Here is a 12,966-nt window from a genome sequence, read left to right on the forward strand (position 1 = left end):
ACTTATTGAGCTTTTCTGAAGTTACTGTTTACGTAAACGGAAGGTAACTAGTTGTTGTAAACTTATCCATACAAGAAAGGAGGCGAATAGCCTCCTAAGTAATACTTCGGCTCCCAACTTAACACTGGAGCCGAATGTTTGAAGTGGAAAGTACCTATTTTGTGCTCTCCATCAATGTATAGCTGATTAGCTCAGTTTGCTATCTAACTCTTCAATTCGTGCTTTCCAAATTGCTGGGCCTTGGGTATGCGCATTCTCACCATTGCTATCAACAGCAACCGTCACCGGCATGTCTTCTACTTCAAATTCATAAATAGCTTCCATACCTAAGTCTTCAAACGCTACAACACGTGATTTCTTAATTGCCTTAGCCACTAAGTACGCAGCGCCACCAACAGCCATAAGGTACACAGCTTTATTTTGTTTGATTGACTCGACAGTTGCTGGACCGCGCTCGGCTTTACCAATCATGCCGATAAGGCCCGTTTTCTCTAACATCAGATCAGTAAACTTATCCATACGTGTAGATGTGGTAGGACCTGCAGGTCCCACTACTTCATCGCCAACAGCATCCACTGGACCCACGTAATAGATGAACTTATTAGTAAAATCGACACCTTCTGGCAAGCCTTGACCAGAATTCATCATTTCTTGCAGACGTTTATGCGCTGCATCTCGACCAGTTAAGATCTTGCCTGAAAGCAACACCGTTTCACCCATTTTCCATTCTTGGATATCTGCTTTGGTCAAAGTATCTAGATTGACGCGACGCGTATCTTCACCCACTTCCCAAGTCACTTCTGGCCAATCTTCGAGCTTTGGTGCTTTTAGATCTGCAGGACCTGAACCATCTAGTGTGAAATGTACGTGGCGTGTAGCCGCACAGTTAGGGATCATTACCACTGGCTTAGACGCTGCGTGTGTTGGTGCTGTTTTGATTTTAACGTCAACAACGGTTGTTAAACCACCAAGGCCTTGTGCGCCAATGCCTAGCTTATTTGCACGTTCAAAAATTTCTAGACGCAGCTTTTCTTCTGCAGTTTCGGCGCCACGTTCCATTAGCTCATGAATATCAACCGGATCCATTAAAGATTCTTTTGCCAATACAGCCGCTTTTTCTGCTGTACCACCGATACCTATACCTAGCATACCCGGAGGACACCAACCAGCGCCCATTGTCGGTAATGTTTTTTCTACCCATTCAGCAACATCATCTGATGGGTTTAGCATCACCATTTTAGTTTTGTTTTCAGAGCCGCCACCCTTCGCTGCAATCATCACTTCAACTTCAGCACCAGGTACTAAGTCAATGTGTACTACCGAAGGCGTATTGTCTTTGGTGTTTTTACGGCTACCAGCCGGATCGGCAACGATTGATGCACGTAGTGGGTTATCTGGATTCATGTAGGCACGACGAGTTCCCTCATCTACCATTTGTTGTACCGTCAAGTCTGTTTTATCCCACTTAACGTCCATACCGACTTTAACAAAGCAGGTGACGATCCCTGTGTCTTGACACAGCGGACGCTTACCTTCTGCTGACATACGTGAGTTAATTAAGATCTGTGCAATTGCATCTTTCGCGGCCTTACTTTCTTCTTTTTCGTAGGCTTTTTCTAATGCTTGGACAAAATCAAGTGGGTGGTAAAATGAGATATATTGAAGCGCATCTTCAATGCTATCAATAAAGTCTTGCTGACGGATTGTACTCATGACGGTTCCTCAATTTTCGACGGTATTTTTGGTATTGAAACTTTCGCTGGCAATTGTTGTTATTCAGCGTCAGAAAGTCAATTTCAATACCTTAAACTATGGAATAGCAGGTAACTATGATAACCTCCCCGCCCGTTTGGGGCTAGCTTTGCAGGTCAAGTAAATGATAAACGAGCGAATAAACTGTACGAAATTAGACATTAGGCACAATGCACTAGAATTATTTGAACACTTTGCAAACGAATCTCAGGCTATCCTGTTAGATTCCAGCGATTCTAATCACATCAATAGCCGCTACGATATCATTGCGCTTGCACCAATTAATTTACTTGAAGCTAAAGACGGAAATGTATTTTTAGACGGCCAGCTGCAGAGTAGTTCTATTTTCACTATGATGAAAGATAAGCTTGCCCAGTTTAGTAATTGCAGTGCTCCCCATGATTTACCTTTTAATGGCGGTTGGCTTGGTTATTTTGGCTATGATCTCGGCCGTTATATTGAACACATACCACATTGTGCAGAACATGATATTAAGCTACCCGACGCCCGTGTTGGCTTGTATCCAGACGCGTTAATTCATGACAAAGTACTCAAAGCTTGGTTTTATGTGTCACAACCTAATACACAAAGGCTAGAAATGTATTTGCAGCGGCTCAAAGACGCCTCAGCGTTCGAGCCATTTAGACTGACGTCACAGTGGCAGTCAAACATGAGTAGAACACAATACGAGCAAAATTTTGAGCGCATTCAATCTTATTTGCTAAGTGGCGACTGCTATCAAATAAACCTAGCACAACGATTCAGTGCGAGCTTTTCCGGCGCGCCGTGGTTAGCGTATAAAAAGCTTCGAAACCACAACCAAGCACCTTTCTCAGCATTTTTTAACTTGGGCGATAGTGCCATTGTTTCCGTGTCACCAGAGCGCTTCATCCAAGTTAAAGACAATATTGTAGAAACTAAGCCGATTAAGGGCACCTTGCCAAGGTTACCAAATACTGACGCCGATAAAGCGCAAGCTGAAAAACTGCGAAACAGCAGCAAAGACCGAGCCGAGAATGTCATGATAGTAGACCTACTACGTAACGACTTGGGTAAGGTAGCGGAGCCAGGTTCCGTCGCAGTTCCATCACTCTTCGCAATCGAGAGCTTTCCTGCTGTTCACCATCTAGTCAGCACGGTAACGTCTAAACTAGCAGAGGGTAAATGTGCTGTTGATCAACTCGAAGCCGCCTTCCCTGGTGGCTCCATAACAGGTGCACCTAAGGTCCGCGCCATGGAGATCATCGAAGAGCTCGAGCCGCACAGACGCAGCGTTTATTGCGGCTCAATCGGTTACCTCAGCGCCTGTGGTAATATGGATACCTCTATCACTATCAGAACCCTAGTTTGTCATCAAAATAAGATACATTGCTGGGCAGGTGGTGGTATAGTCAAGGACTCTCAAGTACAGTTGGAATTTGAAGAGACTTACCACAAAGTGAATAAAATCCTCCCGGTATTAAATGACGATTGATCAGGTTATATCGCAATTTATGTTGGCGCCCATCATGGCGCAAACACCAACCACACTGCATACTCTAAAGCAAAGTGCGGTGCTTATTCCTATTGTTGATGTAAACACTCGAGCCCACCTGTTGTTTTGCAAACGCAGCAGCGAATTACCGAGCCACCCGAGTCAAATTTGCTTTCCTGGCGGCAAAGTCGAACAACAAGATAGTAATATCATCAACACAGCACTGCGTGAAACGGAAGAAGAGATAGGTCTGACAATCTCTGAGTCTCAAGTACTGGGCATATTACCGTTTATGCAAACGCTCACCGGCTATCAAATCACCCCCGTTGTTGCTTCTATACAACAAGATGCGACTTGGGTGAATCAAAGCGACGAAGTGCAACAAACCTTTACAGTGCCATTAAACCAATTAAGCGCGGCCAATAATTGGCGAACTTTCCATTTTACCAATAAAGGCAAACCAGTTTCGCTCGACGGGTTTATGACACCGCACGGTTTACTGTGGGGTGCAACGGCAAAAATCGTCAAACAATTTACCGCCCTATTTTAGCCCTTAACTGGTAAGACCTTTTTTAAAATCCCCTTCCACCTTGCAGATCAGAGACCTTTCTATCATGCTTACTGCAAAACTGGCATATACTTTTGCCGATTATGGGTTACTTCCCAAAGTAGACACGTTATGATGGCGTCCGTTTTAAAGGCAATGTGAGTAAAATTTATGATCAGTGCATTCGATATGTTTAGTATCGGTATTGGCCCTTCTTCCTCTCATACGGTGGGACCAATGCGTGCTTCTAGGTTATTCGTACAAGACCTTCAGGCACAAGGCATCGTTGATGATATCACTTCGGTGAAAGTGGAACTGTTCGGTTCTTTAGGCCAAACCGGTATTGGCCACGGCTCTGGCAAGGCTGTTATTTTAGGCCTTGCGGGTTACGACCCTGAGACCATTGATGCAGATCTAGTACCAGAGATCTTAGAAACCATAGAAAATGAACAGGTTATCTATCTCGACAAGCAACATAAAGTAAAATTTCCTAAGCAAGGTGCGATTGTTTTTCACCGTCGCAAAACGCTGCCTAAGCACTCCAATGCAATGGAAATTAAAGCGTACAAAGGCGAAGAGCTTGCTCATAGCCAAATTTACTATTCGATTGGTGGTGGTTTTATCGTTACCGATCAGAATTTTGAAGCTGAAAAGCAAGCAGCGCTAGATATCAGAACAGAAAACCCAGCACCTTACCCATTCAATTCAGCCGCCGAGCTACTGGAAATGTGTAAAGAGTCAGGGCTTAGTGTGTCTTCGTTAATGATGGCCAACGAGAAAACGCTACGTAAAGAATCTGAAATCAAAGAAACGCTATTCCACATTTGGCAGGTAATGAAAGCGTGTATTGAACGTGGTATGAAAACCGAAGGTATTTTACCGGGCGGTTTAAAGGTTCGTCGTCGTGCACCTAGCCTGTATTTAAAACTCAGTGTAGAGACGCACCAAGATCCGCTACGCGCAATGGATTGGGTGGATTTGTTTGCACTGGCAGTCAATGAAGAAAATGCAGCGGGCGGCCGCGTAGTGACTGCGCCAACCAATGGTGCAGCAGGTATTCTTCCAGCGGTGTTAATGTACTATCACACTTTTATCAAAGAAGTGGATATAGAGATTGCCACACGTTACCTACTTACCGCAGCGGCAATTGGGATCTTATATAAAAAGAATGCCTCAATTTCTGGCGCTGAAGTTGGATGCCAAGGTGAAGTAGGTGTTGCGTGCTCAATGGCTGCTGGCGCTCTAACTGAAATAATGGGTGGTAACGTTATACACGTTGAAAACGCAGCCGAGATTGGTATGGAGCATAATCTGGGTCTAACCTGCGACCCTGTCGGTGGGCTTGTGCAAGTTCCGTGTATTGAGCGTAATGCAATGGGTTCTATTAAAGCCATTAATGCATCTCGTCTCGCTTTACGCGGTACGGGCGATCAAAAAGTGTCACTAGATAAAGTGATTAAAACGATGCTTGATACCGGTAATGATATGAAAACCAAGTATAAAGAAACCGCACGCGGTGGATTGGCAGTAAATATTATTGAGTGCTAACTGACAATTGTCAGTTCACTTTATAGATGACTTAATGGCATCATGATGGCAAATCATGATGCCATTTTTTATGGTGTATACAGATTAAATTACTGATTTTAGTTTACTCTTTATAAGCATGAATAATTAACTTTAGACCAGAGTAAGCGGTAAAATAGCGCATTGTGGTCAAACCTTTATATAGCTACTGCCTGTTACAACAATAGAGTTTTTACGGTGACAGCACTTAATCACCTTGCTAACGCAAAAGTATCTATTGTCATTTAGTAAAGGCAATATGTAGTAACCGTGGAATAATTTCCACAAGATCCATGATAAATAAGCTTTATCAGAAATTCAGGCTATTTACATCCAAACGGTAATGGATGGATAAAATACGACTAGGCTAAATATCAACATCAATTATCAACAAAAAGGAGTAAATTGATTATGTCCGGCACTACGATGGTTTTTTTAATTGTACTTATTAGCGTTGGTGGAGGCATACTTAGCGAAATGTATAAACGCCGTTTAGAATACAAAAAGTTAGATTCGCAAAGCCAAAAAGAACGAGACCAATTGCACGCAGAGCTTAATGCTTTGAAGTCAAGAGTTGCCATTCTTGAGCAGATTGTTACTGACGAAGGTTATCAAGTTAAAAAGGATATTAACAGTTTATAATAGCCACCCATCAAAGATTACAAACAGGTTAACCCCCTCTAACCTGTTTATTTTTCCAACAGCCGCCATCCCTGTTTACATTTGTTTTCAAACAACCTAACTACATGAAAATATAAATAAAAAATATTTTTTGCTTACAAAATAGTTACAATAAAATAAATTATAAAATTGCTAACATAAATTTACTTGAGTACATTTGTTGCCGTAAAGATCACGAAGGTAAATAACATGAATAACAATAAATTCAAATATACTGCTTTATCAGCAGCGATAGTATTAGCGCTATCTGCTTGCGGTGGTAGTGATAACAATAAGAACAGCTCAGCTCAAGAAGTAGATCAAGCCCCTCAAGCCGGCGTTACTCAATTAGAGAATGTTAAGCATTGGCAAACAACTTCAGGGCCAATTCAAGCCTCAGATGCTGATGGTGATAACCTATCAATTGCAATATTTGATGGTGAAACTGAGATCATCCCAGAAGACAATGTTTATACTCTTTCACATGGTATTTTGACACTAAAAGGTATCAACGCGTTTGACTATCTGTCAGTGACTGGCGAAGCGGCAACAATTAACTTTACAGTAACAGCAAACAGTAAATCAGCTAGTGGTAGCATCGAGATCCCAGCAGCCATTACAGATCCCCTAGCCAGCCAACAATGGCACTTAAACAACACCGGTCAGAAAGCATATGCACTGAGTGATGAAATGAAACAAGGTCTCGTCGACTTATATGTAGGCCGTGGAATAATGACAGAAGAGGAAGCCCAACAATATTGGGATAAAGAATTCGAAGAAGCAGAAGCAAACATTTTAGTCGCTGGCGAAGATATGAATGTAAAAAATGCATTCGCTCAAGGTGTTACTGGTCAAGGCGTTACTGCGGTAGTAGTAGACTCAGGACTTGAAATTCGACACGAAGATTTAGCTCCTAATGTGCTTCCGAATCGATCATTAAATCTTTTAAACGACGCTTTGGATAAAACAGACCCAACAAGCAAGGCAACCAATGGCGACCATGGTACTAGCGTAGCCGGCCTTATCGCCTCAAAAGGCTGGAATGGCCTAGGTGGCCGAGGTGTTTCACCTGATACAGGCCTCATTGGAATGAACTTATTGGCAAGCGGTGAAAAAACGCCGAAGCAGGAGCTATTAATTCATGGCTTTCCTGGTTCAGGTATCACTGTAAGCGAGTCTATTTCTGTGTTTAACCGCAGCTATGGTCTTACTTACCCAGTTCAATTTAGCTATTCAGAACTCGACGAAGCCATTGAGTCTTATCCAAACAGAAAGCTTCGCTCAGGTAAAGGAGCGACCAACGTAAAATCAAGCGGTAATAGCTTCGTGAGTGAAGACTTAGAAGGGTCATTTTGTGAAGATAATGGTGCAAATGACCTTGGGTTAACTTGTTACAACAGCAACAGTGAAAGTAGTCAAGGCCATCCATACTACTTTTCTATTGGCGCTGTTAACTCAAATGGTAAACACACAAGCTATTCAAGCGCCGGCTCTAACCTATTAGCTGCAGCCCCAGCCGGTGAATATGGCCGTTGGGCTCCAGCAATGGTTACAACCGACCCGATGACATGTTTGAGCGGTAGCTCAGGCTACACAGGCCGCACGATAGCTGGTTGGACTGGTGTTTATGGTGAAGAGTTTGCTGCAAGTCAATACCCATTTGATTACCCGGGACACCCTGATAACCCGAACTGCAACTATCGTTCTTCTATGAATGGAACTTCTTCGGCAGCTCCAAATGCATCTGGTGTGATATCTTTAATCCTTTCAGCCAACAACGAACTAACTTGGAGGGATGTGAGACACATCATTGCATCGACTAGTACCAAGAATGATGCTGAAAATGCATCTGTAACTGTGCCTGTAGGTGATAACGAATTCGTTGCACATGATGGTTGGGTTGAGAATGCAGCTGGTTATAGCCATAATAATCTTTATGGATTTGGACGTGTCGATGCTGGCGAGGCTGTGAAAATGGCTAAGTCTTACTCGAGTGATTTAGGTGAAGAAGTAATCACTGATTGGACCGGCGCAGGCTCAGTAGTTGCAGAAGAATCACTTGAAATGCCAATTCCTGATAATAGCTTGGTTGGTGCGACATACAAGGTCACAATTGAAGATGATATCAAAGTTGAAGCAGCTCAGTTCAAACTAGACGTATTCAACGATGAATTCGGTATGGGAATAGAAAGCGGTGAAGATGTCCTTCAGTCTACTGCGGGCTCCGATTTAGCGATTGAAGTTATCTCTCCAAGTGGTACTAGAAGTGTTTTACTGTCATCTCGACAAGCGTTGATACGCCCAGCATATGACCTTAGTGGAGCCGGCTTCCAGAACGGCTATATCCTGAAAAATGGGGTATTTTTATCAAATAGCTTCTATGGCGAATCAGCCAAAGGAGAATGGACAATTCGCGTGCTAGACGTTTCTGACAAATCGTTTGCAACAGCTAGCACAGGCGATATTGTCTATAATGGTTACGTAAACAACTCTACACCATCAAAATTGATGGGTGCAGCTGTACGTATCTTTGGTCACCAGTCTGCTGAGTAATAGGAGTGTATATTATGAACAAGTTAAAAATCGCAGCACTAATTACGGGTTCACTATTCTTGACTCAAGCAGAGGCTAATGACAACTTGACTCCAAAAATGGAGAAGGTCAACAAAGTGGCAAGTTTTGAACAGCCTGACTTTGGCGCTTATAAAATCATGTCTGATCATGCATTAGTTCCTGCAGCAATTGCTGATCCCAATGCTGTTATTAGCAGAAAAGGTAATAAAGCTTTGGTTAAGTCAACTTCTGTCAGCAAGTTGTTCACTAAAGGTTCTTTAGTAAAAAATATTTTTAATGGTGAAATTGCTCCGGTATCTGGCAATATTAACCTTTTATTGAAAGACGGTGCGTCTGCAAACGATTTAGCAAGTGAATTCGATATTGCTGTTGAAAATACATATGATGGTGGCAGAATTGCCGTTGTTAGTGTAAATAGCAATCAAGATTTACTTGGTAAACTTGCCGAGCTGAAGCAATCGGGAAAGGTAGTTGAAGCTAAAATTGAAGTGTTAGGTACTTTATACACATCTAGATAACTTCACTGTTAAACACAGACTTTTTAAAGCCTCATGTCGAATGGGGCTTTTTTTGCACTCCGAAAGCCTAAAACACTGACGACATTACTTACTGCTTGGCCTCAAATTTGGCTAGATGAACGTGACCACCATATTTTGAATATCTCTTGCCTCCTCTTCTAGTTGGCTCATCCTGAAATCAATTTAATTTATTGAATTACATAAAGATCTAAACGATCCTTCTACCCTAAAATTGCAGCTTTTTTGAACCTGATAACCAAAACCATACACGCAAACATCATAAAAGTACCGGTTTCAAAGCGAGCTCATTGATATCGTTTCACTGCGTCATGAACTCGTGAAGCCGTTCAAACTCATTGATTGATAGCGAATATAGGTTGAATTTAAACAACATTATGTTGATAAAGGTGCTGACACAAAGCCTATCCATCTGCTCGCGGGTCTCGAATATCTTAAACAAATCCAAAAACTGTCTGACGAAAACACAGTAGCCATATGGTGCAAAAATCCATCTTGGTAATACCTTTGTGACATGCAATTCTTCACCTAATAATGGAAAATATCACTGATTAGCGACCATACAGCTATTTTGTAGATAGGGCTCATCGAGGGTACTTAGCAGCGTATTATGATGTATATATTGCTGGGCAAAAGCATGGAGTGACACCGAGTATTAAGAGAAAGCGCAAGCGATGCAATACTATAGAGCTAATCATCAGGCACATGAAACAGGATAGACACTTGGGTCTTAACCGCTTAAACGGAAAGCAAGATGATGGACTTAACGCAGTACTTGCAGGTGTAGACCAAAACTGCCGTCCTAGCCCGACTGCGGCCTTTTATACTTGGACTTTATATCAGTTATTGGCGGCACGCAACGGCTTTGTAAAGTTAGGCTATTGATAAAAGATAATGCTCAGTCTGGACTAATTTGGTTAGACCAATCTGAGCATAAAACGTCAATATTCAGCATGAAGTTAGCCAACTGACCCACAGTATTGAAGCGAGTAAATATTGTGGGTTATCGGTGGACTCTGTTATCAGATGTTATCTTAGCCAACTAACCATTTTGCCATAAAGACGATAACAGGTAAGGTAATAAGTGTTCTTAAAATAAAGATTAGGAATAGCTCCCACAAATTCACTGGGATTTTGCTACCAAGCAGTAATGCCCCAACTTCAGACATGTAAATTAACTGGGTAACACTCATTGCGGCAACGATAAACCTAGTGGTATCACTTTCAATAGAGCCTGCAGCAAGGATTGACGGAATAAACATATCAGCAAAGCCGACAACGATTGTCTGTGCTGCTTTTTCGGCTTCTGCCACATTGAGTAGCTCGAGGTAAGGAACGAAAGGTGTGCCTAAATATTGAAATACAGGGGTGTATTCTGCGATGATCAGAGCAAAAGTACCGACAGCCATAACTACAGGTAACACAGCAAATACCATATCTAACGCATTGTGCAGGCCTTCTTCTAATGTTCCTTTAAGCCCAGGTGCCGTTTTAGCCTTAGCAAGTGCAATATCCAAAGAATGACCTAATAGGCCTTTTCCTTCTGGTACCGCTTCTGAATCCTGGTTGTGATCGCTACCATCTACATAGATATCCTTTTTAAACCTTAGCGGTGGTAAGCGCGGCACTATGATTGCTGCAACAAAGCCAGCCGCACATACGGTGAGGTAAAAAGGAGCAAACAGGTGTTCGAGTTTAACTTGACCAATAACAACTAAACAGAATGTAATGGAAACCGCAGAGAATGTGGTGCCGATGATAGCCGCTTCTCGTTGTGTATAGTGTTTATCCTCATATTGTCGAGCAGTCATCAAGATACCTACGCTGCCGTCGCCAAGCCAAGAAGCTACACAGTTTACCGCGCTACGACCTGGCACACCGAATAGCGGGCGCATCACTTTGGTCAAGAGTGTGCCAACCATCTCAAGCAGACCAAAGTTAAGTAGTAATGGCAGTAACAAGCCAGCAAGAATAAAGACAGAAAAGAGTACAGGTAACAAGTCATTTAGCACTAATGCTCCTGTGTTTTCTGAATGGATCGCTTCTGGACCAACACCATTGAAGGTAAGCACAATAAACACCATGCCAACTAGTCGGGTTATCAACCAAACCCAGCTAACGTCAAATAAGTGCTTTATTATGGTTATTTTTAATAGCGCTTGGGGTCTTAGGAGCTTTATCACCAAACTCATGATCCCGGTAATACATACTATTGCGACAATCATGTCTTTAATAAAAGGAGCGACTTGCGCTTGTAACCACTTCGCCATAACAGCAATTGGGATAGTCATTGCTTCCCCCACCGCCACTGGCGTCATAAATAAAAAGATACCAATCAATGACGGTACGATAAACGCAAACCACGTTTGTAAGGTGGAGCGTGGTGTCATAGTGCTCTCTGTCATTTTTTACTTCCACAAAAACAAAGAAAAGAGCCGAAGCTCTTTTCGTTTTTAAATTATTATATTTATTAGATTGTTAGACCTTTTTGCCTAAGCAAAGTGATCAAGGCTTGATGCAGGTTATTCATGGTGTTTGCATCAAGTACGTTACCTTCGCTATCCTTCCAGGTAATTGAAGTACGCGTATCCTGCGCTTGAGCGATCTTTATCGTGTAATCACCATTGTCAATTGGCAACACAACCGCTTCTTCACCCCAAATAGAATCCCAAACGCTGCTTTCAGGCGCTTCGTAACGGACCAAAACTTCCTGCTTTTCTCTATCGACACGGACAACCGTGAAGTTACTTCTTTCTAGGAAGTTTGAGAAGCGATCAAGCACCGCTTCTTGACCTTTTTCAGTCAGAAGCGCGGAATCACCATTCTTGTCAAACCCAAGTTCAAGTGCCAATACACCCTGACGCTTACGCATTTCAACTTGCAGTAGACGATATTGATAGTCAAATTCTGAAACGACTTCGTTCAGTGCCCGAACTTCGAGGTGATTTTTCTGAAGCGCAGTTAACTCACCATCGCCTTGATAATCTACTAATTCCGCCCGAATTGACGCCGTACGCTGATGTTCTTTTTGCTCGACAGTAAACTTAAACTTTTGCTTAGATGGCTCTGTTGCTTCTTCCCAAAACCAGCCGTCTTTTGGCTTGATCAGTGAATACCAGGTTGTGGTTACCGAGCCTTGCGCCTTGTTATCGCTTTCAAGTCCGGCATTGTGCATCGCCACAACGCCATCCACAGCACGCCAAATAAATGCCGGTAAATCTTCTATGCCGTCATTCTTATCAAAAAAGATCCTTGCAGCTTCTTCGCCCTGCTCTACCCAACTGCCTTGCGCAACTGTTAATACCTGTTGCGGTGCACGGTAACTTACCGGTTCAGCTGTATTTTCATATTGGCCGACTGGCATTGCAAATTCAGGGTCTCGGTAAGGCTGAGCTAAGCCCTCTGGGGCTTTCACCGGTGCATTTGCACGATAATTTCTTTCATGATGTGCATCATTTGTGAAAATACTACAGCCGCTTAGACTCACGGCAATTCCAAGAACCAGTGATTTTGGGATCCAATACTGCACTCATTTACTCCTTAGCAAACCCTATTATTATTCGAATCAAAGTTATGATTTAGGATTGCCGAATTGGTTCACACAAAGTTGCCAAAAATTGACAATCTTTGAATTAATAACGCTATGGTATCAAGTATTCCACGTACTATACTGGGAACACACATCCTATAGCCAAAATTTTGCCTTATGTTACTTGTCATACATTAGAAAAACAAGCAACCATGCCGCGCAACCCTAATTCTATTTTTTATTACAACGCGCTAGCGCTAAAACTCAGATATGGTAGTATTTCGCGTTAACTATTAACCTTGAGCGCATTACGTGAAATCAGAGGTTC

General features: G+C 42.5%; 11 protein-coding genes. 8 read left to right on the forward strand and 3 right to left on the reverse strand.

Annotation, left to right across the window (positions count from 1 at the left end; translation table 11 throughout):
• Window positions 1-186: 186 nt before the first annotated feature.
• Window positions 187-1,713: a fumarate hydratase gene (locus A587_RS0113425; protein WP_010606398.1), complete on the reverse strand. Its 1,527-nt coding sequence runs from the start codon at window positions 1,711-1,713 to the stop codon at window positions 187-189.
• On the opposite strand from A587_RS0113425, the gene A587_RS25025 reads away from it, so the two are divergent.
• The 8 genes from A587_RS25025 (at window position 1,712) to A587_RS0113465 (ending at window position 9,994) form a co-directional block, all read left to right on the forward strand.
• Window positions 1,712-1,876 (forward strand): hypothetical protein, encoded by a 165-nt coding sequence (locus A587_RS25025; RefSeq protein WP_017218014.1) that lies wholly within the window; start codon window positions 1,712-1,714, stop codon window positions 1,874-1,876. The genes A587_RS0113425 and A587_RS25025 overlap by 2 nt on opposite strands.
• On the forward strand, window positions 1,877-3,226 hold the full coding sequence (gene pabB / locus A587_RS0113435) for an aminodeoxychorismate synthase component I (RefSeq protein ID WP_017218015.1): 1,350 nt from the start codon (window positions 1,877-1,879) through the stop codon (window positions 3,224-3,226).
• Window positions 3,216-3,776: a CoA pyrophosphatase gene (locus tag A587_RS0113440; protein WP_017218016.1), complete on the forward strand. Its 561-nt coding sequence runs from the start codon at window positions 3,216-3,218 to the stop codon at window positions 3,774-3,776. The genes pabB and A587_RS0113440 overlap by 11 nt, the downstream gene beginning before the upstream one ends.
• Window positions 3,777-3,944: 168 nt before the next feature.
• Entirely contained in the window at window positions 3,945-5,321 is a 1,377-nt protein-coding gene (locus tag A587_RS0113445) for an L-serine ammonia-lyase (protein ID WP_010369030.1), read from the forward strand.
• 429 nt (window positions 5,322-5,750) lie between these two features.
• Window positions 5,751-5,981 (forward strand): hypothetical protein, encoded by a 231-nt coding sequence (locus A587_RS0113450; RefSeq protein WP_017218017.1) that lies wholly within the window; start codon window positions 5,751-5,753, stop codon window positions 5,979-5,981.
• A 228-nt stretch (window positions 5,982-6,209) separates the two neighbouring features.
• The gene (locus A587_RS0113455) at window positions 6,210-8,552 is read left to right on the forward strand and encodes a S8 family serine peptidase (protein WP_017218018.1); all 2,343 of its coding nucleotides are present in this window, start codon (window positions 6,210-6,212) and stop codon (window positions 8,550-8,552) included.
• Window positions 8,553-8,566: 14 nt separating this feature from the next.
• A complete protein-coding gene (locus A587_RS0113460) occupies window positions 8,567-9,091 on the forward strand; it encodes a hypothetical protein (protein ID WP_017218019.1) in 525 nt (174 codons plus the stop codon).
• Between the two features lie 723 nt (window positions 9,092-9,814).
• Complete coding sequence (locus A587_RS0113465; RefSeq protein WP_017218020.1) at window positions 9,815-9,994, forward strand: hypothetical protein; 180 nt, start codon at window positions 9,815-9,817, stop codon at window positions 9,992-9,994.
• Window positions 9,995-10,143: 149 nt separating this feature from the next.
• On the opposite strand, the gene A587_RS0113470 is transcribed toward A587_RS0113465, so the two are convergent.
• Window positions 10,144-11,514, reverse strand: a complete 1,371-nt coding sequence (locus A587_RS0113470) for a YjiH family protein (protein ID WP_017218021.1) — start codon at window positions 11,512-11,514, stop codon at window positions 10,144-10,146.
• A 65-nt stretch (window positions 11,515-11,579) separates the two neighbouring features.
• Complete coding sequence (gene bamC, locus A587_RS0113475) at window positions 11,580-12,638, reverse strand: outer membrane protein assembly factor BamC (protein ID WP_017218022.1); 1,059 nt, start codon at window positions 12,636-12,638, stop codon at window positions 11,580-11,582.
• Window positions 12,639-12,966 lie beyond the last annotated feature (328 nt).

The sequence above is a fragment of the Pseudoalteromonas sp. NJ631 genome (assembly GCF_000276645.1).
In the GTDB taxonomy this organism is placed as follows: Bacteria; Pseudomonadota; Gammaproteobacteria; order Enterobacterales; family Alteromonadaceae; genus Pseudoalteromonas; species Pseudoalteromonas piscicida.